Genomic DNA, 23,295 nt, shown 5'->3' on the forward strand with positions numbered 1-23,295 from the left:
CCTACGTGTTGCGTCGGATCTTTCATGTAGGAGCCCGCCCGCGGGCGATGCTCTTGTCTTGGATCTTCGTGCGGACATCAAGGCAAGGGCATCGCCCGCGAGCGGGCTCCTACGCGCCGGATTCAGTGGGTGTCTTCGGCCAGGTAGGTGTACGCGGTCAGGCCGCCGTCGAGCGCGTCGTACAACTTCCCGGCTTCATCACCGCGAACGCCCGCACTGGCGATGCGTTCGCGGTAACTCTGCCGCAATGCTTCCAGGTCGTAGCCGACGTAGTCGAGCATCAGGTCGGTGGTGTCGCCGCGGCGCACGTGGGCGAAGGTGTAGCCGTCGCCGTCCACGCGCACGTTGACCGCGTCGGTGTCGCCGAACAGGTTGTGGATGTCGCCCAGCGTCTCCTGGTAGGCGCCGACCATGAAGATGCCGAGCCGGTAGCTTTCGCCATCCTTCAGCGCGTGCAGCGGCAGGCTGACGTCGACGCCCTCGGCGTCGACGTAGTGGTCGATGCGCCCGTCGGAATCGCAGGTAAGGTCGACGATCACGCCGCGTCGGGTCGGCTCTTCGTTCAAGCGGGCGATCGGCGCGATCGGGAAAATCTGCCCGATCGCCCACACGTCCGGGATCGATTCGAACACCGAGAAGTTGACGAAGTACTTGTCGACCAGCTTCTCGTCCAGCTCGTCGAGCGCCTGCCGGTGCGAGCGCTCGGCCGGCAGCAGGCGCGCGCGCACGGCATTGGCGATGGCGTAGTACATCTCGTCCAGCCGCGCGCGGTCGGCCAGCGCCAGCTGGCCCAGCGAGTACAGCGTCTGGCCTTCGTTGAGATGGTGCTGGGCCTCGTGGAACAGCTCCAGCGCGGGACGCCGGTCCAGCTCGTCCCAAGTCTCGCGCAGGCGACGCAGCACCGCCGGTTCGTCCGCGCACGGCGGCGGGATCGCGCCGGCCGGCACCTCCTCCACCTCGGTCACGTTGACCACCATCACCGCGTGGTGCGCGGTCATCGCGCGGCCGGCCTCGGTGAGGATGTGCGGCGCGGGCAGGCCTTCTTCAGCCACTGCCTCGGCCAGCGACTGCACGATGGTCGAGGCGTACTGCTCGATCGAGTAGTTGATCGAGTTGTGGCTGCGCGAGCGCGAGCCCTCGTAGTCCACGCCGAGGCCACCGCCGACGTCGACGATCTCCAGCGGCACGCCCATCCGGCTCAGCTCGACGAAGTAGCGCGTGGCCTCGCGCATGCCGTTGGCGATGTCGCGCACGTTGGAGATCTGCGAGCCCATGTGGAAGTGCTGCAGCTTCAGCGTGTGCTTGAGGCCGGCCGCGTCGAGGCGTTCGATCAGGGTCAGCACCTGCTGCGGCGACAGCCCGAACTTGCCCTTGTCGCCGCCGGTGTTCTGCCACTTGCCGGCGCCGATCGAGGCCAGCCGCACGCGCACGCCAAGCAGCGGCTCGACGCCCAGCGCCCTGGCCTCGCTGAACACATGGTCCAGCTCGGACAGCTTCTCGATGACGATGTGCACGCGCAGGCCGAGCTTGCGGCCGATCAGTGCGAGGCGGATGTATTCGCGGTCCTTGTAGCCATTGCAGATCACGATGGAACCGGGCCGCGCCATCGCCAGCACGGCCATCAGTTCGGGCTTGGAACCGGCTTCCAGGCCGAAACCGTGCGTGCCGGCGGCAACCAGCTCGCCGGCCACGCCGCGCTGCTGGTTCACCTTGATCGGATAGATGGCCGTATAACCGCCTGCATAGCCATGGTCGGCAATCGCGCGGGCGAAGGCATCCTGCAGCCGCGCCAGACGATCGGCCAAGATGTCGGGAAAGCGCACCAGCAACGGCAGCCGCAAACCTTCCGCGCGGGCGCGGTCGACGATCTGCGGCAACGACAGGGCAGGGCCGTTCGCCCCGCGCGGGTGCATCACGATTTCGCCGCCGCCGTTCACGTCCACGTAGCCGTCGCTCCAGTGCGGCACGGCGTAGGTGTGGCGGGCAGAGTCGGTATTCCAGTGGTTCGACATCAACTAGTTCCTTTTGACAACGGATGATGTCGTCGCAGCGGCGAGCCTTGACGGTACTGCTCTGAGAGAGAGCACGAAGCCCGAGCGACCGGAAGCCTCGCACGCCGCGGGGCCGATCGGGCTTGTCGGCCGCCGACGCGCGACGCCGGCCGTGCCAGAACGCCATTGTAACGGGCACCTGTGACGATATGCGCAAGACGGCACGTCGCGCCGGCAGGACGTGCACTACCGTTGCCGCTACAATTGGCGGTCTTTGCCCTTCCACCCGGTTCGCCAGGAACACCCGCCATGTCGCAGCAGTCCACTCCGAATGAAGCCAGCTGGTTCACCGAGGCACACCAGGCCTCCGGCTCCTCCATCGGTTTCCGCACCGAGCAGCTGCTGCACGCGGAGAAGACGCCGTTCCAGACCATCGAGATCCACAAGACCACCGACTGGGGCAACCTGATGGTGATCGATGGCTGCGTGATGCTCACCACGCGCGACAATTTCTTCTATCACGAGATGATGACCCACCCGGCGCTGTTCACCCATGCGCGCGCCAAGCGCGTGGTGATCATCGGCGGCGGCGACTGCGGCACGCTGCGCGAGGTGCTCAAGCACGAGGAAGTCGAGTCCGCGGTGCAGGTGGAGATCGACGAGCGCGTGACCCGCCTGGCCGAGGAGTATTTCCCCGAGCTGTGCGAGTCCAACAACGACCCGCGCGCCGAGCTGCTGTTCATCGATGGCATCGAGTACATGGCCGAGTGCGAGCCGGAATCGCTGGATCTGGTCATCGTCGACTCGACCGACCCGGTCGGCCCCGCCGAAGGCCTGTTCAACGCCGCGTTCTACGCCAGCTGCTACAAGGCGCTGCGCCATGGCGGCCTGCTGGTGCAGCAGAGCGAGTCGCCGCTGGCCCATCTCGACCTGATCAAGTCGATGCGCTCGGCCATGCGCACCACCGGCTTCAGCGCGGTGAAGACGCTGCCGTTCCCGCAGCCGTGCTATCCGACCGGCTGGTGGAGCTGCACGATGGCGCGCAAGGGCGGCGACCTGTCCGGCTTCCGCGAACGCGGCGCGCTGAGCAAGAACTTCCCTACCCGCTACTACAACGCCGACATCCACAAGGGCGCGCTGGCACAGCCGGAATTCATGCGCGAGGCGTTGGGCGAGTAACGGGGAACGGCCAGAGCATCGCAACTTCCGCCTTTGTTCCCCATTCCCTGTTCCCCATTCCCTGTTCCCCGTTCCCGCCCTCAAAACATCTTCGACCGCACCTTCGGCAGCAGCACCAGCAGCAGGGTGGCCAGCGGCCCGAACAGCAGCGACAGCAAGAACCACAACAGGCCGCTGCGGTTCTTGCCCTGGGCCAGGGCGGCGTTGATCAAGGCCAGCGTACCCCAGCCGACAAACCAGGGTGCGCCGTCGGCGAATGTCGACAGATGATTCACTACGCGTCTCCCGAAACCATGAGGCGGCGCGGTCCTGCGCCAAAACGGACATCCTAGCAAGGCTTGCGGTGGCTGCCTGTCTCCACGTGCAGGTGGATCAGCCACGCTTAATCCGTGCAGGGTATGCTGGGCGCTTTGATCGCGGACCCAAGCCCATGATGCGCGGATTGCGTTGTCTTGCCCTGACTTGCGCGTTGTCGCTCGTCGCCACGTCGGCTTTGGCCGCCCAGAAAGTCACCGCCGGCAAAAGCCCCGAGCCCGGCAAGGCGGCCAAGGCTCGCGACAAGGCCCAGCTGGCGTTCCAGCGCGACCTGGTCAGCGTGCTGGCACCGCGTGCCGATGCGCTGCCGCTGCTTGGTGCCGCGTTGCTCGCCCGACCGTTGTTCAACCAGCCGCCAGGCAACAGCTTTCATTCGCTGATCGCCCGCGCCGCGCAGACCGACGGCGCCGGCGTCGCGATCAACTGGGTCAGGCTGGCAGACTGCGACGAGAAAGCCGATGCCTGTCCGAACACCGCCGCGCTGGACCAGTTGCTCACCGAAGCGCCGGACAATGCCGCGGTATGGCTGATCAAGCTCGGCGTGGATGCCCGCAACATGAGGCACGAAGCCGCCCGCGAGGATCTGCGCAAGGCCGCCGCCGCGAAAATGTACGATGACTACACCGGTACCAGCCTCAAGGCGCTGGCCACGTCGGTAGGCGTGCTGCCGCCGCCGTCCGATACGCTCGACCCGGCACGTGCAGGCGGTGCGGTCGGCATGCAGACCGTACTCGCCTACGGCTTGGCCAGTACCCAGCCGCAACCGAGTCTGCAGCTGATTGCCAAACTGTGCGAAAACTCGGCGGAGGATGCCTCGATCAAGGCCGATTGCCTGAACCTGGGCAAGGTTCTCGAATGGGGTTCCAGCCCGCTGGCCCGCTCGCTCGGCCTGCATCTGCGCGAAGTGCTTGCGGACGATCCGGCGCAGAAGGAAGACGCACAGCACGCCAGGCTCAATCTGATCTGGCAAGTGCGCAGCTTCGCCAAGTTGCTGGCGCGCGCCCAGGACGACGCGTCGCAAGCGCAGCACCTGCTGGCGCTGGCACGCAACGGCGGCACGGAAATGAGCCTGATGCTGGCCGCCCTGCGCGACAACAGCATTCCCATCGACGCACCAGCCGACTGGAAGCCGCACCCGGCGGAGTGAAGCAGGGGCGGGGACTCGCGGCGGACGGCACCGCGGGTTCCCTGTTTCCCTTTCCCCGGTCCGGGCCAGGAGTCTGGGCGGTGGAGACCGAGCGAGCGAGGCAAAGCGCTCTTGAGTCGGGTTTTTCGATCGTTTGAGGCGAATGGCCGTGGCCATTCGACGAAAAGGCGCGGAAAACCTGGCCATAAAGAGCGAAGCCGCAGCCGCTTGCGTTTCTACCGCCCGGACTCCTAGGCTTGAGCCACCTTCCGCGGCAAGGGGTCAGTCGATGCTTACGACGCTGGTGGCAAGCAGCAAGGGCGGTTGCGGCAAGAGCACGCTGGTCACCCAGTTGGCTGCGCACTGGGCACAGGCGGGGCAGAACACAGCCATCGTCGACGCCGACCGCCAGGGCTCCAGCTTTCGCTGGGCCGCGCTCAGACCGGACAACGTTCCCGGCGTTCTGGCCTTCGAAGGCGGACGCCGATCGCTGCAGAAACTGCCGCCGGATACCCGGCAACTGTTGATCGACACACCGGCCGGCTCGCGCGAGCGCGACCTTGAACCGTACCTGGAGCAGGCCGACGTGCTGCTGGTGCCGGTGCTGCCATCATCGTTCGACCTGCATGCCACGCTCGGTTTCCTCGACGAGTTGCGCTCGATCAACCGCGTCCATCGCGGCAAGCTGCCGGTGGGGCTGGTCGCCAACCGGCTCAAGCCGTGGACCCACGCCAGCCAGGACGCCGTGAACCAACTCGCCGAACAGTCCCCGTTCCCGGTCGTCGCGCAGTTGCGCGACAGCCAGGCTTATGTCCTGCTCAGTGCACTGGGCAAGGGCATTTTCGATTACCAGTCCGAACAGGTGCGCAACCACCAGCAGGACTGGAAACCGCTGCTGCGCTGGACCAAGCGCCAGCACTGAAGCGGATGTCCATCGATACAGCGCTGGCGCACCCGCGCCGGCACAACCCCGCCGGAGTTCCCCATGCACGAACTGATCCTGTTGCGACACGCCGAAGCCGTACCGATAGAGACCGCCGGCGATGACCTGCAACGCCCGCTCAGCCCGCGCGGCGAACAGGAGGCGCAGGCCGCCGGACTGTGGCTGACCGCGCACGGGGTGCAACCCGATCGCGTGCTGTGCTCGCCGACCCGGCGCACCGACGAAACCACCCGCCTGGCGCTGGCCGCGATGGCGAACGCGCCCGTGCCGCAAATCGCCGGCGAGATTTACGATGCCTCGCCGGGTGAACTGCTGGCCCTGCTCGACCAGCATGCCGACGCCGGCACCGTGCTGCTGGTCGGCCATAACCCCGGCATCGAAAGGCTGGTCGCGCTGCTGGTCGAAGGCCGCTCCGACGAGTTTCGCGGCATGCCGCCCGGCGCGCTGGCGGTGCTGCACCTGGATGGCGTACTGGAACCGGGCAATGCCCGGCTGGACGCGTTCTGGTCGCCTTGATGCCGCTTTGAACGTCGCGGCGCGACGGCAGCGCATCGCCATCACGGACGTGGCACGCTTCCCCCGTATCATTCACGCATGACCTTGCGCCGACTCGTCCTCCCTTTCCTGCTGATATCCGTGTTGCTGCAAGGCTGCACGCTGTCGCGGGCGCAGATCCGCCGTGCCGACGCGGTGGTCGCCGCCAGCCCCGGTCACGCCACCACCTGCACCCGCAGCGATCACTGCGCGATCGCCTCGCCACTGCTCGCCGCGGCCGACCAGGCGCTCGCCGCATCCACCCCGACCGTACCGCACCATGTGGTCGCCCTGCTTGGCGAGAGCGAGGCATCGCTGGCGGCGCGAATCAACCTGATCCGCGCCGCCCATCGTTCGGTCGACGTGCAAACCTACATCTGGGACGAGGACGACGCCGGCTCATTGGTGCTGGACGAACTGGTGCAGGCCGCGCGGCGCGGCGTCGAGGTGCGCATCCTGGCGGACCAGTTGTCCTCGTTCGACGACATGGCGCTGCTCAACCGGCTGGCGCGGGTCAGCCCGCATCTGCAGGTGCGCCTGTACAACCCGACCTTCCACGACGCACATACCTCGCCGCTGCAATGGGTCGCCGGCATCGCCTGCTGTTTCTTCAAGTTCAACCAGCGCATGCACAACAAGGTGCTGGTGGTGGACGGCAGCGTCGGCATCACCGGCGGCCGCAACTACCAGGACCGCTACTTCGACTGGGACGACGACTTCGATTACGTCGATCGCGACGTTCTCGTCGGCGGGCCAGCGGCGCAAGCCATGGTCGACAGCTTCACGCTGTTCTGGCGGCACCGGCGGTCGGTGCCGCTGACCCATCTGCGCGACGTGAACCACTATGTCATCGCGCACCCGGATGCGCCGGGCTGGCCGACGCCGCAATACGACCATCCACAACGCGTCTATCGCGTGCAGCAGGAGGCCACCGACGCCGACTGGCTGCGTGCGCACGTGCTCGACCACAGCATCCAGACCGGCAACGTGAAGTTCTTCAGCGATCTTCCATCCAAGACCGACGAACCGCAACGCCGCGACGCACGCGAATTCACCCGGCACGTGATGACGATGGTCGGCGATGCGCAGCGCGAGGTGGTGTTGCAGACGCCCTATCTGGTGATGAGCAAACGCGCCCGGCGGATATTCAAGCGACTGCACCGGCAGACGCCGGAACCGCGCATCGTGGTGTCGACCAATTCGCTGGCTTCCACCGACGCGTTTGCGGTGTATGCGATGTCCTACAAGCATCGCAAGCGCTACCTCAAGGACTACGGCTTCGAGATCTACGAACTCAAGCCGCACGCAATCGGTCCGGCCGAGGCCAATGCGTACGCCAGCATGGAGTGGGACGGCAGCAGCGACACGCACGACACCGGCGGCCCGGCCGGCCGGCCATCGCACCACTTCATCGATACCGAAAGCCACGGCCTGCTCGGCAGCCACGGCCGCAACCGGCGCCCGGCACCACTGGTCAGCAAGGGGCGTCGGTTCGGCCTGCATGCAAAGTCGATCGTGGTCGACGACAGCTTCGCCATGGTCGGTTCGCACAACTTCGACCCGCGCTCGGATCACTACAACACCGAGGCGGGAGTGATCGTTTACGACCATCGCTTCGCCGACCAGCTGCGCTCGGCGATCATGCGCGACACCGAGCCGCAGAATGCATGGGTGATTGCGCCACGACGACCTAAGGTTCCGCTGCTGAGCAGCGTCAACGAGGTCATCGGCGACATTTCCGAAAGCCTGCCGTTGTTCGATTTCTGGCCGTACCGATACGCCACCAGCTTCGAGCTCAAACCCGGCTGCCAGCCGTTGAGCGTCAGCAACCCGGGGTTCTACTCATGCTACGAACCGGTCGGTGATTTCCCGGACGTGGCGCTGTCGCCGAAACTGATCTACACCCGCCTGATCACCGCGTTCGGTGTGGGCGCAGCCGGCATCCTCTAGCGCCGGGCCGATGGCTCACGGCGAGGCAGCCTGCGAGACGAACCGCATCGGCAGTTCGCCGCTGAAGCCGCCGGGATGATCGGCAGGCACGGCGAAACGCCAGCCGCGCGCACTGCGCAAGGCATGCTCGTCGAGCACCGGATCGCCGCTGGATACGGCGAGGCGAGCGGCGCTGACCCGGCCGCTGCCGTCGACATCGACATGCAGCAGCACCTGGCCATCCAGATGGCCGCGCAAGGCCTCCCAGGGTTGCGAGGTATCGCTCGGCGCTGCCAGCGGCACCAATTCGGGTTTGGACGGGTAGGCGAGTGCGGCCGCTTGCACGGCATCGTCGGCGCGATGGGGCAGCGTGCGGTGCGGCCGCACGACGCTGACCGGACCATGCCAACGCGTTCGGGCGGGCAGGGCGTGACGCGCCGGCTTCACCGTCGCCACGCGTGACGTCGGTCCGTGCCAGCCCGCCGTCAACGTGCTCAGCCAGCCGGTACCGGCGATCCCGATCGCCAGCGCCAGTACGCTCAGGCCGGTGGTGGTGCGCAGACGCAGCATGCCGACGCCGGGCGCGCGCTCACGGCCGTTCGAGGATGGCGGTGACGCCCATGCCGCCGGCGGTGCAGATCGAGATCAGGCCGCGACCGGAGCCCTTTTGCTCCAGCATTTTCGCCAGCGTGGCGAGCAATCGCGCTCCGGTGGCGGCAAACGGGTGACCGACCGCCAGGCTGGAGCCATGCACGTTGAGCCGGGCCGGGTCGATCGCGCCCAGCGGCGCGTCCAGGCCGAGCCGGTTCTTGCAGTAGTCGGCCGATTCCCAGGCGCGCAGCGTGCACAGCACCTGTGCCGCAAACGCCTCGTGGATTTCGTAGTAATCGAAATCCTGCAGGCTCAGTCCGTTGCGCGCCAGCATCCGCGGCACGGCGATGGTCGGCGCCATCAGCAGACCTTCGCCGTGGACGAAGTCCACCGCGGCGACTTCGGCGTCGCGCAGGTACGCCTGGATCTTCAGGCCGCGCCCTGCGGCCCAGTCGTCGCTGGCCAGCAGTACCGCGGCCGCGCCATCGGACAGGCCGGTGGAGTTGCCGGCGGTCAGCGTGCCGTGGCCGGAGGTCTTGTCGAAGGCCGGCTTCAGCGCGGCCAGTTTCTCCAGCGTCGAATCCGGGCGCAGGAAGCCGTCGCGCTTCACGCCGCGGAACGCCACCAGCAGATCCTCGAAGAAGCCGGCGTCATAAGCGGCGGCGAGCTTGCGGTGACTGTCCAGCGCCAGCTGGTCCTGTGCCTCGCGGCCGATCTTCCATTCCTTCGCCATCTGCTCGCAATGGTCGCCCATCGACTTGCCGGTGCGCGGCTCGGCCACGCCCGGAAACGACGGCTTCAGCTCGCCCAGGGAGAATCCGCGCAGCGCGACTTTAAGCTTGTCCAGCGGCGTCCTGGCCCGGTTCATCGCCAGCAGCCGCTTGCGCAGTCGCGTGCCGTAGACGATCGGCACGTCGCTGGTGGTGTCCGAGCCGGCCGCGATGCCGGCATCGATCTGGCCTACGGCAATCTTGTTGGCGACGATGATCGCGTTGTCCAGCGAGGTACCGCAGGCACGCGCGGTAGTGATACCGGGTGTGGTCGGGGCCAGCCCCGAACTGAGCAGCGCCTCGCGCGCCAGGTTCCAGTCGGACGGGTGCTTGATCACCGCACCCAGCGCCACCTCACCCAGTTCCACGCCATGCAACCCGAACCGTTCGACCAGCGCGCCGAGCACTTTCACCGACATGCCGAAATTGCCGACGTCGGCATACGCGGTGTTGTTGCGGCAGAACGGAATGCGAACCCCGCCGATCACCCCAACGCGCCTTTGCACCTTTTCCATGCTCAGAACAGTCCACGACCCAAGTCACTCAAGGCTAACCCGCCCTGCCGCGCGGCGAAAGCCCAAAACGCTGAATGGTAGAATCGATGATCTTTGTCGTTGGGAAGTGCCGCCCGTGGAAGCGCAAACGCTGCTCGCCCTGCCTGTCGTGCTGGCGCTGGAACCGGTCGCTGGCGCACCGCCGCCACGGATGACGCTCACGCGCGAGGAAGCCGCCGAACTGGTCGAACGGGTAGCCGCGGATCTGCACACGCTGGTGCCGCAGGTCGACGGCGCGCGGCTGGCGCTGGCCGGCGCGCTGTTCGATCAGGTCGAACTGCTGCGGCCGGGTTTTCCGGTGTGGGCGACGCTGGACGAACTGGCCCGGCGCGTACCGCGTGGCCAGTTGGACAACGTGGTTGCCTTCGGCAGCCATGACGGCCACATGCCGGCGCCGGCACTGGAACCGTCCGCCATCTTCGCCGACGGCCCGATGCGTTTGCTGCCGCTGAGCCTGCTGGCGCCGGCGGCACTGGCCGAGGAGCTTTCCGGGCAACTGGAGATCCAGCTGGTCGGTCGCGGCGAAGCCGGCACGCTGACCGCGGACTGGCTGATGCGCACGCTCGGCATCCAGCTGGAGCACGTGCGCTACCTCAGTCGCAACGACCTGATGGCCCTGACCTGCGTGCAGTACGAGCACGTCAACCTTGCGCCGTTGTGGACCTTGCTGGAAGCGGCACTGCTGACCCCGACACGCAACGAATCGGGCATGACCGCGCGCGGCCTGCCGTTGCAGTACGCCGACGGCAAGGTGCTGGTGCAGTCGCCGAGCGAATGGCTGGCGACGCAGACCGGCGAGCCTGCGCAGCGCGAGCATGCCTTTGCCGGCATCGTGTTCGAACTGCGCCAGTACGCCGCGCTGCTCGACGCACATCAGCTGCCGCTGCTGCTGCAGCCGTCCGGTCGGCACACGGTTGCCGCCGGTACCGGCTATCTGCTGGAAACCCTGGCCGAGGCCGCGCCCGAACATGGCACAGCCACGCTGCTGGCGCATGAAGCTCCCGGTTTGGGCGTGATCGCGATCACCGTGGCCCAACGCGGGGAGCACGGCATCGCGCGCATGCTGGCGCATGCCTATCCATTGCAGCCGCAGGCGCTGGGGCCGTTGTTGGCACTGCTGGCCGAGCGCTACGGCGTGGCCGGCGAACTGCATGCGCTGGGACGGGTCGTGCTGGATGACAACGGCGAGCTCGGCGCACCGATCGCCCTGCTGCATTGAGGGGCTGATCCGTCCGTGCATTGACACGGATCTGTGCAGCGGCCGAAACTCGGCGCATGCTGGGAGGGCGCCTAGGGGGGCGTCAAGCTGACGGAACGATCATGCGCCCGCACAAGCCTGCCGAGTTGCCACCGTCATCCCTGCACCAGCCGGACTGGCCGGCACGGGTGGTGCAAGGTGCGCCGGTGCTGCTGGCCTATCTCGACAACGAGCAGCGCTTCCGCTACGCCAACCCGACGCATCGCGCGTGGCTTGGCGTCGAGCCGCAGGCGTTGCTGGGCAAGCGCCTGATCGAAGCGGTCGGTCACCGCAACTACGAGCGCGCACGCCCGTCGCTGGAAAGAGCCTACGCCGGGTTTGCGTCCAGCTTCGAAGGCGAGCTGTACAACGGCGACGAGCGGCGTTACGCACACGGCAATTTCCAGCCCGACCTGGACGCCGATGGGCACGTGCGTGGCGTATTCACCGCGCTGATCGACATCACCGAGCGGCGCACCCTGGAACTGCAGCTGCACGAGAGCGAACAGCGCTTCTTCGGCGCGTTCCAGCATGCCGCCATCGGCATGGCGCTGATCCACCCCGATGGCCGCTTCCTGCGCGTCAACGCGGCGGTTTGCCGGATGCTCGGCTATCGCGAGAGCGAGTTGCTGGAGCTGGACATCACCGCGCTCACCCACCCCGACGATCTGGCCATCGACATGGAGCTGATGGCGCAGATACTCAGCGGCAAGCGCGACTCCTATCAGCTGGAGAAGCGCAATTTCCACAAGGACGGCCACGCCGTGCACCTGCAGCTGAGCGTGTCGGTGGTGCGTGACGAGAACGGCGCGCCGCGCTATTTCGTGTCGCAGGCGCAGGACATCAGCGAGCGCAAGGCGTTCGAGGACGCACTGCATCGCGAGCGCGAGCTGGCCGAGGTGACGCTGCGCTCGATCGGCGACGCGGTGATCACCACCGATCCGCAACTGCGCATCACCTCGCTCAATCCGATCGCCGAGGCGATGACCGGCTGGACCGGCGGCGAAGCGCAGGGCCACGCGATCGAGGAAATTTTCCAGCTCTTCGATGCGCAGAACGGCAACCCCGTCGCCAATCCGCTGCGCGCGGCGATCGAACACAACACCATCGTCGATCTGGCCGGCAAGACCTTGTTGCGGCACCGCCACGGCTTCGACACGCCGGTGGAGGATTCATCCGCGCCGATCCACGACCACGCCGACAATGTCATCGGTGGCGTCCTGGTGTTCCACGACGTCAGCGAAACCCGTGCGCTGGCGCTGAAAATGATCCACCTGACCCAGCACGACACGCTTACCGGGCTACCCAACCGCAGCCAGTTGCAAGGGCACATCGAGCAGGCACTGGCGACCGCCACGCGGCGCCAGCAGCGTGCCGCCGTGCTCTACATCGACATCGACAACTTCAAGCAGGTCAACGAGCTGTATGGCCATGCCGCGGGTGACCGGGTGCTGTGTGCGTTCACCACGCAGATCCGCAATTGCCTCCCCCCCGACGAGTTGCTCAGCCGGCACGGCGGTGATGAATTCGTGGTGGTACTGACGCACACGGAAAGCGTCGGGGAAATCGCCAGCATGTGCCAGAAACTGGTGATCCACTGCGAGCAGACCAGTTTGCCCGAACTGCCGGAGCTGAGTCTGCGGGTGAGCATCGGCGTCAGCATTTTCCCCGACGACGCGGTCGAGCCGGAAAGCCTGCTGCAACACGCGGAAACCGCCACCTACGCTGCCAAGGCGCAGGGTCAGCATGGCTACCGCTTCTTCACCGCCTCGATGAACGAACGCGCGATCGCGCGGCGGCGGATCGAGGTGGCGCTGCGGCAGGCGTTGCCCCGGCACGAACTGAGCCTGCACTATCAGCCGAAGGTGGATGCACAAAGCCTGCGCATCGTCGGTGCCGAAGCGTTGCTGCGCTGGTTCGTCAACGGTCGCCAGCTGCACGTCCCGGATCAATTCATACCCGTCGCCGAGGACAGGGGCCTGATCCTTCCGATCGGGGCGTGGGTACTGCGGCAGGCCTGCAGGCAGGGCCGCCTGTGGCAGCAGCAGGGTCGACCCATGCCGATCTCGGTGAATGTCTCGCCGCTGCAGTTCCAGCACGCGGATTTCTACACCTGGCTCGATGACGTGTTGAACGAGAGCCAGCTCGATCCCGGCCTGCTGGAGCTGGAATTGACCGAGCGCATGGTGATGTCCGGCGGCGACGCCACCACCAGCCTGCTGCGGCGGATCAAGCAACGCGGCGTACGCCTGTCGCTGGACGATTTCGGCACCGGCTACTGCAGCCTGTCCTACCTGAAACACTTCCCCATCGATGCGTTGAAGATCGACCGCACCTTCGTGCGCGACGTCATCAACGATGCCGACACCGCCACCATCACCAGCGCGATCATCGCGATGGCTCGCAGCCTCAACAAGGAAGTCGTCGCCGAAGGCGTCGAGACCATCGAACAGAGCGATTTCCTGCGCGCCGCCGGTTGCTCGCAATTGCAGGGTTTCCTGTACGGCGCAGCCATGCCGGCGGCAGAGGTCGAGCTGCTGGCCGCGTCGGCCTGATGCGTCAGTCGACCGCGCTGGCCGGCGCCTCGCTTTCATACATCCAGTAGTGGCAACGCTGCATGCCGAGATCGGCGTATGTCGACTGCGCACGCCGGTTTTCCGTTTCCACGTAGAGCCGGATGCCCACCGCGCCCGCGGCCGCCGCGCGACGACCGACTTCGCCGTGCAGCGCGCGGAACACACCGGCACGCCGCGCGGCGGGATCCACATAGACGCTCTGGATCCACCAGAAATCGCCGGCGCGCCAGTCGCTCCATTCGTAGGTGACCAGCAGGCTGCCTAGCGGCACGCCGGCGCGCTCGGCCATCAGGTAGAAGCCGCGCCGCGGCTGTTCGAACACGCCGGCAATGCCACGCTCCAGCACCGCCGGATCGAGCCGCTTGCGCTCGGTTTCCCACGCCATCGCCACGTTCCAGGCGAGCAGGTCGGGCAGGTCGGCGATGACGGCCGGGCGTATCAGCAATGGGGACACGGTGCGCTCCTCCGATGGGCAGGTGCGCATCGTAACCCGTGTACATCGCGTGGGCCGATCACTGCCGTGTTCGTTCGCGCGCAAGATAATGCGCTGTTCACCTCGGCCTCGCGGCATGCTCTTATGCATCGACTTAACCTGGATGCGCGCAATCTGAAAAGCGACAACCCGATGCCTGCAACGCCGATGCCACTGCTGCATCGGTGGATCACCGCTCTCATGCGTGATGCCCGCCGACATCTGCCAACCCCAAGGAGAAAACAAGCGCTATGCCGATATCCCGCTCGGATGCCCTGGTCTTTTTCGGCGCCACTGGCGACCTGGCCTACAAGAAAATCTTCCCCGCGTTGCAGGCGATGATCCTGCGTGACGGACTGGACCTGCCGATCATCGGCGTGGCGCATTCGGGCTGGACGGTGGAGCAGTTGCGCCAGCGCGCGCACGACAGCCTGGCGCAGGCGGCGAAGGAGCACGGCGCAGATGTCGACGAGGCCGCCTTTGCCCAACTCTCTGCACGCCTGCAGTACGTCGATGGCGATTACAACGACCCGACCACGTTCCAGAAGCTGAAACAGGCGCTCGGCAAGGCCGCCCGCCCGCTGCACTACCTAGCGATACCGCCGAACCTGTTCGGCGTGGTGGCCACCGGCCTGAAACAGGCCGGCTGTGCCGCCGACGCGCGCATCGTGGTGGAGAAACCGTTCGGTCGCGACCTGGCATCGGCGCAGCAACTCAACCACACGTTGCACCAGGTATTTCCCGAATCGGCGATCTTTCGCATCGACCACTACCTGGGCAAGGAGCCGGTGCAGAACCTGTTGTATTTCCGCTTCGCCAACACGGTGCTGGAGCCGGTCTGGAACAACCGCTACGTCGACAGCGTGCAGATCACGATGGCCGAGGCTTTCGGCGTGGAGGGCCGCGGTTCGTTCTACGAAGGCGTGGGTGCGATCCGCGACGTGCTGCAGAACCATCTGCTGCAGGTGACCTCGCTGCTCGCTATGGATGCGCCGATCGGCAACGACCCGCAAGCGCTGCGCGCGGAAAAGCTGCGGCTGTTCCGCGCGATGCGCCCGCTGGATCCGGCCGAGGTGGTGCGCGGCCAGTTCAAGGGCTACCGCGACGTCAAGGGTGTGGCCGCCGACTCGAACGTGGAGACCTTCGTGGCCCTGCGCCTGCACATCGATACCTGGCGCTGGGCCGGCGTGCCGTTCTACATCCGCGCCGGCAAGAACCTTCCGATCACCACCACCCAGGTGATGGTGGACATGAAGACGCCGCCGCTGTCGATCTTCGACGAGATCACCCCGTCGCGGTCGAATTACTTCCGTTTCCGGCTCAGTCCCGAGGTGGTGATCGCCGAGGGTGCGCGGGTCAAGAAGCCGGGCGAGGCGATGCACGGCGAGCCGGTCGAACTGGTCGCGCGGCATGCGTCGGAGCCGGAGAAGTCACCGTACGAGCGACTGCTGGGCGATGCGATCCAGGGCGACAACGCGCTGTTCACCAGCGACGAATGCGTGGAGGCGGCGTGGGCGGTGGTCGACCGGGTATTGACCCATGAACACGCGGTGAGCATCTACGAGCCGGGCAGCTGGGGTCCGGCGGCGGCAGCCGACGTGGTCCGCAGCGCCGAAGGTTGGCACGATCCGAAGGCCGAGGCGAGCACGCCATGTTGAGCACCCCGACATCCGCTACGGCGTCGATCGTCTTCCTGCTCGATGTCGACAACACCCTGCTCGACAACGACCGTTTCACCGCCGATCTGGGCGACACCCTGGAGCAGGCGTTCGGCGCTGCCGAGCGCGAACGCTACTGGACGATCTATGCCCGGCTGCGCGACGAACTCGGCTATGCCGACTACCTCGGCACGCTGCAGCAATTCCGCAAGGGCCTGGACAACGACCCGTCGCTGCTGCAGATGTCGAAGTACCTGCTGGAGTATCCGTTTGCCGACCGGCTGTACCCGCAGGCACTGGACACCATTGCGCACCTGCGCTCACTGGGGCCGACGGCGATCCTGTCCGACGGCGACGTGGTGTTCCAGCCGCGCAAGATCCAGCACGCCGGGCTGTGGGATGCGCTGCGCGGAGAGGTGCTGATCTACCTGCACAAGCAGCAGATGCTGGTGGCGATGCAACAGCGCTATCCAGCCGCGCATTACGTGATGGTCGACGACAAGCCGCATCTTCTCGCCGAGATGAAACAGCGCCTCGGCCACAAGCTGAGCACGGTGTTCGTGCGCCAGGGACATTACGCCGCGGCGGCCGCGGGCGAGACGATCGATCCGGCGCCGGACATCACGACCGCGTGCATCGGCGATCTGCGCGAGCGTAAGCTTGCCGATTTCGTCCGGGCGGCACCCACCATCAACCTTCCGGCAGATTGAAGCCACCATGGAGCCACGCATGAAAGCAACCCGCCAACTGCATCAACTCGGCCAGAGCCTGTGGCTGGACAACATCACCCGCACGCTGCTCGACGACGGCACGCTGGCGCGCTACATCGCCGAGGATTCGATCACCGGACTGACCTCGAACCCGAGCATCTTCGATGCCGCGATCGGCGATGGCGACGCCTACGACGCCGGCGTGCACGCCAAGACGCTGGCCGGGTTGTCCGGCGAGGGGCTTTTCATCGAGCTGGCGCTGGAAGACCTGCGTCGCGCCGCCGACCTGTTCAAACCGGTATTCGATGCCACCGGCCAGGTCGACGGCTGGGTCTCGATGGAAGTGTCGCCGCTGCTCGCCGCCGACACCGCCGGCTCGATCGCGGCGGCCCGCCACATCCATCACAAGGCACAGCGCGACAACCTGTTCGTGAAGATTCCCGGCACCCCCGAAGGCGTGCCGGCGATCGAGGAGGCGATCTTTCTCGGCATCCCGATCAACGTCACCCTGCTGTTCTCCTGTGCCCATTACCAGGCCGTCGCCGAAGCGTACATGCGCGGCATCGAGCGCCGCCTTGCTGCCGGGCTGGATCCGAACGTCGGCTCGGTCGCCTCGCTGTTCATCAGCCGCTGGGACGTGGCAGCCAACAAGCAGCTGCCGGACGAGTTGCACAACAAGCTGGGCATTGCGGTGGGCCAGCAGACCTATCGCGCCTATCGCGAGCTACTGGCATCGCCACGCTGGCAGAAGCTGGCTGGCGCCGGCGCGCTGCCCCAGCGCCTGCTGTGGGCCAGCACCGGCACCAAGGACCCGAACGCGCCTGACACGCTGTATATCAGCGCGCTCGCTGCACCGGACACCATCGACACGATGCCGGAGAAGACCCTGCACGCCTTCGCCGATCACGGCCAGCTGCACGGCGTGATGGCGACCGACGGCGGTGACGCCGACGCCACGCTGGCGCAGATACGCAAGGCCGGGGTCGACATCGACGCGTTGGCGTCGAAGCTGCAGCAGGACGGTGCCGAGGCGTTCGTCAAATCCTGGAACCAGCTGCTGCAGCGCATCGCCGACAAGGCCGCCGCGCTGGCCGACAAGTCGAAAGGACCCGCGCTGCCATGAGCCAACCGCAACTCACCCGCCTGCCGCAGTGGCAGGCACTGCAGCAACACTTCGCCACGATCGGTCCGAAACACCTGCGCGAACTGTTTGCCGCCAACCCGCAGCGCGGCGAACTGCTCACCGTCGAAGACGTCGGCCTGTACCTCGACTACTCCAAGCAGCGCGTCGACACCGACACCCTGCAGCTGCTGCGCGAACTGGCCGAAGCGCGCGGGCTGCCGCATCGAATCGAGGCGATGTTCCGCGGCGACAAGATCAACACCACCGAGGACCGCGCCGTGCTGCACGTGGCGCTGCGCGCACCGGCCGGCGAGAAGATCCTGGTCGACGGCCACGACGTCGTGCCGGAAGTGCACGAGGTGCTCGACCGCATGGCCGCGTTCTCGGACAAGGTACGCAGCGGTGCCTGGCTCGGCCACGGCGGCAAGCGCATCCGCAACATCATCAGCATCGGCATCGGCGGCTCCGACCTCGGTCCGGTGATGGCGTACGAGGCGCTGCGCGACTACAGCCGGCGCGACATGACGTTCCGCTTCGTCTCGAACGTCGACGGCACCGATTTCGCCGAGGCAGTGCACGACCTGGACGCCGCCGAGACCCTGTTCATCATCTGCTCGAAGACCTTCACCACGCTGGAAACGCTGACCAATGCCCATGCGGCGCGCGCGTGGAGCGTGGCCGCGCTCGGCGACGAGAGTGCTGTCGCGAAGCATTTCGTGGCGGTATCCACCAACGCCGACGGCGTGGCGAAGTTCGGCATCGACACCGCCAACATGTTCGGCTTCTGGGACTGGGTCGGCGGTCGCTACTCGATGGATTCGGCGATCGGCCTGTCGACCATGCTGGCGATCGGACCGGACCGGTTTCGCGAGATGCTGGCCGGCTTCCATGCGATGGACGAACACTTCCGGCACACGCCGCTGGAACGCAACCTGCCGGCGCTGATGGGCCTGCTGGCGGTGTGGAACGCGAACTTCCTGCGCGCGGCCACCGTGGCGGTGCTGCCCTACGAGCAATACCTGAAGCGCTTCCCAGCCTACCTGCAGCAGCTGACGATGGAGAGCAACGGCAAGCACGTCACCCTCGACGGCAGCCACGTCGACTACGCCACCGGGCCGATCTACTGGGGCGAGCCGGGCACCAACGGCCAGCACTCGTTCTACCAGTTGATCCATCAGGGCACGCGGCTGGTGCCATGCGACTTCATCGGCTTCGGCCAGACGCTGAATCCGCTCGGCCAGCAGCACGACCTGCTGATGGCCAACCTGATCGCGCAAGGCGAGGCGCTGGCATTCGGCAAGACCGCCGACGAAGTGCGCGCCGAAGGCACACCCGAAGCGCTGGTGCCGCACCGCACGTTCGAAGGCAACCGGCCCAGCACGACGATCCTCGCCGCGAAGCTCACCCCGCACGTGCTCGGCACGCTGATCGCGCTGTACGAGCACAGCGTGTTCGTGCAAGGCGTGATCTGGGACATCGACTCGTTCGACCAATGGGGCGTGGAACTGGGCAAGCAGCTGGCGAAGACCACCATCGCCGAGCTGACCGCGACGGACGAACCGAAGCTCGCGCACGACAGCTCGACCAACCAACTGATACGCCGCTATCGCCAGTTGCGCGATGACAAGTCTTGAACCCCGTTGTGGGAGCGGCTTCAGCCGCGATGCCCTCCTCGACCAAGGCATCGCGGCTGAAGCCGCTCCCACAAGGTCGGTGACTCGCCACAACATGAAAGGTCAACAGGAAAAATGAGTCAGAAGATCAGTCCCCTCGCCGGCAAGCCGGCACCGAAATCGATCCTGGTCGACATCCCGAAACTGCTGGCGGCGTATGCCGACCTGAAGCCCGATCCGTCGGTGGCGGCGCAGCGCGTGGCGTTCGGCACGTCGGGCCATCGCGGCAGCTCGTTCGAGCGCAGCTTCAACGAGTGGCACATCCTGGCGATCAGCCAGGCGATCTGCGAATACCGCAAGTCCAAGGGCATCGACGGTCCGCTGTTCATCGGTGCGGATACACACGCGCTGTCGCAGCCGGCGTTCGAGAGCGCGCTGGAAGTGCTGGCCGCGAACGGCGTGCAGGCAATGATCTCCAGCGGCGGTGAGTTCACCCCGACCCCGGCGATCTCGCACGCCATCCTGGTCCACAACCGTGGCCGCAAGAGCGGTCTTGCCGACGGTATCGTGATCACGCCGTCGCACAACCCGCCGGACAACGGCGGCTTCAAGTACAACACCCCCAACGGCGGCCCGGCCGATACCGACATCACCGGCTGGGTGCAGCAGCGAGCGAATGCGCTGATCGAAGGCGGCCTGAAAGAGATGAAACGCGTGCCGTATGCGCAGGCGCGCAAGGCCGCGACCACGCACGAGCACGACTACCTCAACACCTATGTCGCCGACCTCGCCAACATCGTCGACTTCGATGCGATCCGCAGCGCTGGCGTGCACATGGGCGTCGATCCGCTGGGTGGCGCCGGCGTGCACTACTGGGCGCCGATCGCCGAACGCTACAAGCTCGACCTTACGGTGGTCAGCGCGGAAGTCGATCCGCAATTCGCGTTCATGAGCGTGGACTGGGACGGCAAGATCCGCATGGACCCATCCTCGTCGTACGCGATGCAACGGTTGATCGGCCTGAAGGAGCAGTACGACGTGGCGTTCGCCTGCGACACCGACCATGACCGCCATGGCGTGGTCACCCGCTCCAGCGGTTTGATGGAACCGAACCATTACCTGTCGGTGCTGGTCGACTACCTGTACCGGCATCGGCCGCAATGGAGCACGAACGCGGCGGTCGGCAAGACCGTCGTCACCACCGCGTTGATCGACCGCGTGGTGCATCGTCTCGGACGCAAGCTGTATGAAGTGCCGGTCGGCTTCAAGTGGTTCTCCGAAGGCCTCTTCGATGGTTCGCTCGGCTTCGGCTGCGAGGAGAGCGCCGGCGCGTCGCTGCTGCGCCTGGACGGTTCGGTGTGGACCACCGACAAGGACGGGCTGGTGCCGGCGCTGCTCTCGGCCGAGATCACCGCGCGCGAAGGCAAGGACCCGGGCGAACTGTTCGCGCAGCTGACCAATGAACTCGGCAAGCCGTTCGCCAACCGGGTCGAAGCGGCCGCGACGCCGGCACAAAAAGCGAAACTCGCGAAACTCTCGCCCGACCAGTTGCAGAGCCAGCAGCTCGCCGGCGAGAAGATCGAACAGGTGCTGGACAAGGCGCCGGGCAACGGCGCCGCGATCGGCGGCATCAAGGCCATCGCCGCCAGCGGCTGGTTCGCCGCCCGCCCGTCCGGCACCGAGGCGATCTACAAGATCTACGCCGAAAGCTTCAAGAGCGAAGACCACCTGCAGAGCTTGCTGAAAGAAGCCCAGAGCATCGTCGACGCCGCCCTCGCGTAGGAGCCCGCTTGCGGGCGATGCTTTTCTGCAGAACAGGACAAGAGCATCGCCCGCGAGCGGACCCCTACATGCACACACAGACATCCAGTCATCACCGGGAGAAACCTCATGTCCAGCGACCTCGACCAGCAATGCATCAACCTGCTCCGCTTCCTATCGGTGGACATGGTGCAGAAGGCGAACAGCGGCCATCCCGGCCTGCCGCTGGGCGCCGCAGCGATGGCGTATGCGTTGTGGACGCGGCACATGAAATACCACCCGGCCGATCCGCACTGGGTCGACCGCGACCGTTTCGTGCTGTCCGCCGGGCATGGTTCGGCACTGCTGTACAGCCTGCTGTTCGCCACCGGCTACGACGTCTCGCTGGATGACATCAAGCAGTTTCGCCAGTGGGGCAGCAAGACCCCAGGCCATCCCGAGTACGGCCACACGCCGGGCGTCGAAGTCACCACCGGGCCATTGGGTCAGGGGCTGGCGAATGCGGTCGGCATGGCCATCGGCGAGGCGCAGCTTGCAGCCAGCTACAACCGCGACGGTCACGCCATCATCGACCACCACACCTGGGCCATCGTCAGTGACGGCGACCTGATGGAAGGCATCGCCAGCGAGGCCGCCTCGCTGGCCGGCCACCTGAAACTGGGCAAGCTGATCTGCCTGTACGACGACAACTACGTGACGCTGTCCGCCGGCACCGACATGACGTTTTCGGAGGATCGCGGCGCGCGTTTCGACGCCTATGGCTGGCAGACCATCCACGTCGACGACGGCAACGACGTGGACGCCATCCACGCCGCGCTCCGCGCCGCCCGCGAGGACACCAGCCGGCCGTCGCTGATCCTGGTGCGCACCCACATCGGCTACGGCTCGCCCGAGCAGGACAGCTACAAGGCGCACGGCTCGCCGCTGGGCGTCGAGGACGTGAAGAAGACCAAGCAGAAACTCGGCTGGCCGGTGGAACCGGACTTCCTCGTGCCCGAAGCGGCGCTGGCGCACCTGCGCGAAGCAAAGGACCGCGGCGCGAAAGCGCAGGACGAATGGAACGCCCGGATGGACGCCTATGCGAAGGCGTTCCCGGAACTGGCGAAAGAACTGCAGGCGCGCCTGCGCGGCGAGCTGCCCACCGCTTGGGACGCCGACATCCCGGTATTCCCCGCCGACGCCAAGGGCATGGCCACCCGCGTCGCCGGCGGCAAGGTGATGAACGCCTTTGCACAGAAACTGCCCGCGCTGTGCGGCGGCTCGGCCGATCTCGACCCGTCCACGCACACCGCGCTGAAAGGCCTGGGCGACTTCAACCCGGCGATCGAACCGAAGGACGAGGACAAGCAGGGTTCCGACGGCGGCGGCTGGAGCCGTGCCGGCCGCAACTTCCACTACGGCGTGCGCGAACATGCGATGGCCGCGATCAGCAACGGCCTGGCCGCGCACGGCGGCTTCATCCCGTTCGACGCGACTTTCCTGATCTTCTCCGACTACATGCGCCCGGCGATCCGTCTCGCCGCGTTGATGGGCATCCACGTCGTGCACGTGTTCACCCACGACAGCGTCGCCCTGGGCGAGGATGGCCCCACCCACCAGCCGGTGGAACAACTGGCCAGCCTGCGCGCGATCCCCAACCTCACCGTGATCCGCCCCGCCGATGCGAACGAAACCGCGGTGGCGTGGAAGGTCGCGGTCGAGTCGACCAGACACCCGGTGCTGCTGGCGCTGACCCGACAGAACGTCCCCACACTCGACCGCAACCGCTACGCCGGCGCCGACGGCCTGCGCAAGGGCGCCTATGTATTGAGCGATGCGAAGGACGGCAAGCCGTCGCTGATCCTGATCGCCACCGGCTCCGAAGTCGGGCTGATCCTCGAAGCCGCCGACAAGCTGCAAGCCGACGGCATCGCCGTGCGCTGCGTGTCGATGCCGAGCTGGGAGCTGTTCGACGCGCAGCCGCAGAGCTACCGCGACCAGGTGCTGCCGGCCACGGTGACCGCGCGCCTGGCGGTGGAACTGGGCGCATCGCAAGGCTGGGACCGTTATGTCGGCGCCAAGGGCGACATGCTCGGCATCGACCACTTCGGCGCCTCGGCACCGGCCGAGGTGCTGCTGCGCGAGTTCGGCTTCACCGTGGACAACGTGGTGAAGCGGGCGAAGGCATTGCTGGGCGGTTGACGATCTGCCTGTGGGAGCGGCTTCAGCCGCGA

At 66.5% G+C, this 23,295-nt stretch carries 18 protein-coding genes; 13 read left to right on the forward strand and 5 right to left on the reverse strand.

Annotated elements, in window-relative coordinates; translation table 11 throughout:
- Window positions 1–122: 122 nt before the first annotated feature.
- Window positions 123–2,012, reverse strand: a complete 1,890-nt coding sequence (speA, locus tag CIW53_RS09750) for a biosynthetic arginine decarboxylase (RefSeq protein ID WP_149364533.1) — start codon at window positions 2,010–2,012, stop codon at window positions 123–125.
- Window positions 2,013–2,300: 288 nt separating this feature from the next.
- On the opposite strand from speA, the gene speE reads away from it, so the two are divergent.
- On the forward strand, window positions 2,301–3,170 hold the full coding sequence (gene speE, locus CIW53_RS09755) for a polyamine aminopropyltransferase (protein ID WP_149364534.1): 870 nt from the start codon (window positions 2,301–2,303) through the stop codon (window positions 3,168–3,170).
- A gap of 80 nt (window positions 3,171–3,250) precedes the next feature.
- Here speE and CIW53_RS09760 read toward each other — a convergent pair whose 3' ends face one another.
- Window positions 3,251–3,445, reverse strand: coding sequence for an antitermination protein NusB (locus CIW53_RS09760; protein ID WP_149364535.1), 195 nt, complete (start codon window positions 3,443–3,445; stop codon window positions 3,251–3,253).
- Window positions 3,446–3,600: 155 nt separating this feature from the next.
- Between CIW53_RS09760 and CIW53_RS09765 the strand changes: the two genes are divergently transcribed.
- From CIW53_RS09765 to CIW53_RS09780, 4 genes are all read left to right on the forward strand, one after another.
- A complete protein-coding gene (locus CIW53_RS09765) occupies window positions 3,601–4,632 on the forward strand; it encodes a hypothetical protein (protein ID WP_149364536.1) in 1,032 nt (343 codons plus the stop codon).
- A 268-nt stretch (window positions 4,633–4,900) separates the two neighbouring features.
- Entirely contained in the window at window positions 4,901–5,533 is a 633-nt protein-coding gene (locus CIW53_RS09770; RefSeq protein WP_149364537.1) for a ParA family protein, read from the forward strand.
- Window positions 5,534–5,596: 63 nt separating this feature from the next.
- The gene (locus CIW53_RS09775) at window positions 5,597–6,070 is read left to right on the forward strand and encodes a histidine phosphatase family protein (RefSeq protein WP_149364538.1); all 474 of its coding nucleotides are present in this window, start codon (window positions 5,597–5,599) and stop codon (window positions 6,068–6,070) included.
- Between the two features lie 78 nt (window positions 6,071–6,148).
- The gene (locus CIW53_RS09780) at window positions 6,149–8,038 is read left to right on the forward strand and encodes a phosphatidylserine/phosphatidylglycerophosphate/cardiolipin synthase family protein (RefSeq protein WP_149364539.1); all 1,890 of its coding nucleotides are present in this window, start codon (window positions 6,149–6,151) and stop codon (window positions 8,036–8,038) included.
- A gap of 15 nt (window positions 8,039–8,053) precedes the next feature.
- On the opposite strand, the gene CIW53_RS09785 is transcribed toward CIW53_RS09780, so the two are convergent.
- Window positions 8,054–8,587, reverse strand: a complete 534-nt coding sequence (locus CIW53_RS09785) for an energy transducer TonB (protein ID WP_149364540.1) — start codon at window positions 8,585–8,587, stop codon at window positions 8,054–8,056.
- Between the two features lie 19 nt (window positions 8,588–8,606).
- Complete coding sequence (locus tag CIW53_RS09790; RefSeq protein WP_149364541.1) at window positions 8,607–9,893, reverse strand: acetyl-CoA C-acetyltransferase; 1,287 nt, start codon at window positions 9,891–9,893, stop codon at window positions 8,607–8,609.
- A gap of 115 nt (window positions 9,894–10,008) precedes the next feature.
- Here CIW53_RS09790 and CIW53_RS09795 point away from each other — a divergent pair, with 115 nt between their 5' ends.
- Both CIW53_RS09795 and CIW53_RS09800 read left to right on the forward strand, forming a co-directional pair.
- Window positions 10,009–11,151, forward strand: coding sequence for a hypothetical protein (locus CIW53_RS09795; protein ID WP_149364542.1), 1,143 nt, complete (start codon window positions 10,009–10,011; stop codon window positions 11,149–11,151).
- 101 nt (window positions 11,152–11,252) lie between these two features.
- The gene (locus tag CIW53_RS09800) at window positions 11,253–13,724 is read left to right on the forward strand and encodes a GGDEF and EAL domain-containing protein (protein ID WP_149364543.1); all 2,472 of its coding nucleotides are present in this window, start codon (window positions 11,253–11,255) and stop codon (window positions 13,722–13,724) included.
- 4 nt (window positions 13,725–13,728) lie between these two features.
- Here CIW53_RS09800 and CIW53_RS09805 read toward each other — a convergent pair whose 3' ends face one another.
- On the reverse strand, window positions 13,729–14,199 hold the full coding sequence (locus CIW53_RS09805) for a GNAT family N-acetyltransferase (protein WP_149364544.1): 471 nt from the start codon (window positions 14,197–14,199) through the stop codon (window positions 13,729–13,731).
- Window positions 14,200–14,468: 269 nt separating this feature from the next.
- Between CIW53_RS09805 and zwf the strand changes: the two genes are divergently transcribed.
- The 6 genes from zwf to tkt all read left to right on the forward strand — a co-directional run bounded on the left by zwf (window position 14,469) and on the right by tkt (window position 23,263).
- A complete protein-coding gene (gene zwf / locus CIW53_RS09810; protein ID WP_149364545.1) occupies window positions 14,469–15,875 on the forward strand; it encodes a glucose-6-phosphate dehydrogenase in 1,407 nt (468 codons plus the stop codon).
- Window positions 15,869–16,585 carry an HAD family hydrolase gene (locus tag CIW53_RS09815; RefSeq protein WP_149364546.1) on the forward strand — a complete coding sequence of 239 codons (717 nt, stop codon included), beginning with the start codon at window positions 15,869–15,871 and terminating at the stop codon, window positions 16,583–16,585. Before zwf ends, CIW53_RS09815 begins: the two co-directional genes overlap by 7 nt.
- Before the next feature lie 19 nt (window positions 16,586–16,604).
- Window positions 16,605–17,708 carry a transaldolase gene (gene tal, locus CIW53_RS09820; protein ID WP_149364547.1) on the forward strand — a complete coding sequence of 368 codons (1,104 nt, stop codon included), beginning with the start codon at window positions 16,605–16,607 and terminating at the stop codon, window positions 17,706–17,708.
- Complete coding sequence (pgi, locus tag CIW53_RS09825) at window positions 17,705–19,342, forward strand: glucose-6-phosphate isomerase (protein ID WP_149364548.1); 1,638 nt, start codon at window positions 17,705–17,707, stop codon at window positions 19,340–19,342. Before tal ends, pgi begins: the two co-directional genes overlap by 4 nt.
- Before the next feature lie 114 nt (window positions 19,343–19,456).
- A complete protein-coding gene (pgm, locus tag CIW53_RS09830; RefSeq protein ID WP_149364549.1) occupies window positions 19,457–21,103 on the forward strand; it encodes a phosphoglucomutase (alpha-D-glucose-1,6-bisphosphate-dependent) in 1,647 nt (548 codons plus the stop codon).
- A 108-nt stretch (window positions 21,104–21,211) separates the two neighbouring features.
- Complete coding sequence (tkt, locus tag CIW53_RS09835) at window positions 21,212–23,263, forward strand: transketolase (RefSeq protein ID WP_149364550.1); 2,052 nt, start codon at window positions 21,212–21,214, stop codon at window positions 23,261–23,263.
- The last annotated feature ends 32 nt before the right edge of the window (window positions 23,264–23,295 follow it).

The organism is Rhodanobacter sp. T12-5 (assembly GCF_008329435.1).
In the GTDB taxonomy this organism is placed as follows: Bacteria; Pseudomonadota; Gammaproteobacteria; order Xanthomonadales; family Rhodanobacteraceae; genus Rhodanobacter.

Coding starts and splice junctions, on each gene's coding strand:
- speA (WP_149364533.1), bottom strand. CDS start 2,012: ATGTCGAACCACTGGAATACCGACTCTGCCCGCCACACCTACGCCGTG.
- speE (WP_149364534.1), top strand. CDS start 2,301: ATGTCGCAGCAGTCCACTCCGAATGAAGCCAGCTGGTTCACCGAGGCA.
- CIW53_RS09765 (WP_149364536.1), top strand. CDS start 3,601: ATGATGCGCGGATTGCGTTGTCTTGCCCTGACTTGCGCGTTGTCGCTC.
- CIW53_RS09770 (WP_149364537.1), top strand. CDS start 4,901: ATGCTTACGACGCTGGTGGCAAGCAGCAAGGGCGGTTGCGGCAAGAGC.
- CIW53_RS09775 (WP_149364538.1), top strand. CDS start 5,597: ATGCACGAACTGATCCTGTTGCGACACGCCGAAGCCGTACCGATAGAG.
- CIW53_RS09780 (WP_149364539.1), top strand. CDS start 6,149: ATGACCTTGCGCCGACTCGTCCTCCCTTTCCTGCTGATATCCGTGTTG.
- CIW53_RS09785 (WP_149364540.1), bottom strand. CDS start 8,587: ATGCTGCGTCTGCGCACCACCACCGGCCTGAGCGTACTGGCGCTGGCG.
- CIW53_RS09790 (WP_149364541.1), bottom strand. CDS start 9,893: ATGGAAAAGGTGCAAAGGCGCGTTGGGGTGATCGGCGGGGTTCGCATT.
- CIW53_RS09800 (WP_149364543.1), top strand. CDS start 11,253: ATGCGCCCGCACAAGCCTGCCGAGTTGCCACCGTCATCCCTGCACCAG.
- zwf (WP_149364545.1), top strand. CDS start 14,469: ATGCCGATATCCCGCTCGGATGCCCTGGTCTTTTTCGGCGCCACTGGC.
- CIW53_RS09815 (WP_149364546.1), top strand. CDS start 15,869: ATGTTGAGCACCCCGACATCCGCTACGGCGTCGATCGTCTTCCTGCTC.
- tal (WP_149364547.1), top strand. CDS start 16,605: ATGAAAGCAACCCGCCAACTGCATCAACTCGGCCAGAGCCTGTGGCTG.
- pgi (WP_149364548.1), top strand. CDS start 17,705: ATGAGCCAACCGCAACTCACCCGCCTGCCGCAGTGGCAGGCACTGCAG.
- pgm (WP_149364549.1), top strand. CDS start 19,457: ATGAGTCAGAAGATCAGTCCCCTCGCCGGCAAGCCGGCACCGAAATCG.
- tkt (WP_149364550.1), top strand. CDS start 21,212: ATGTCCAGCGACCTCGACCAGCAATGCATCAACCTGCTCCGCTTCCTA.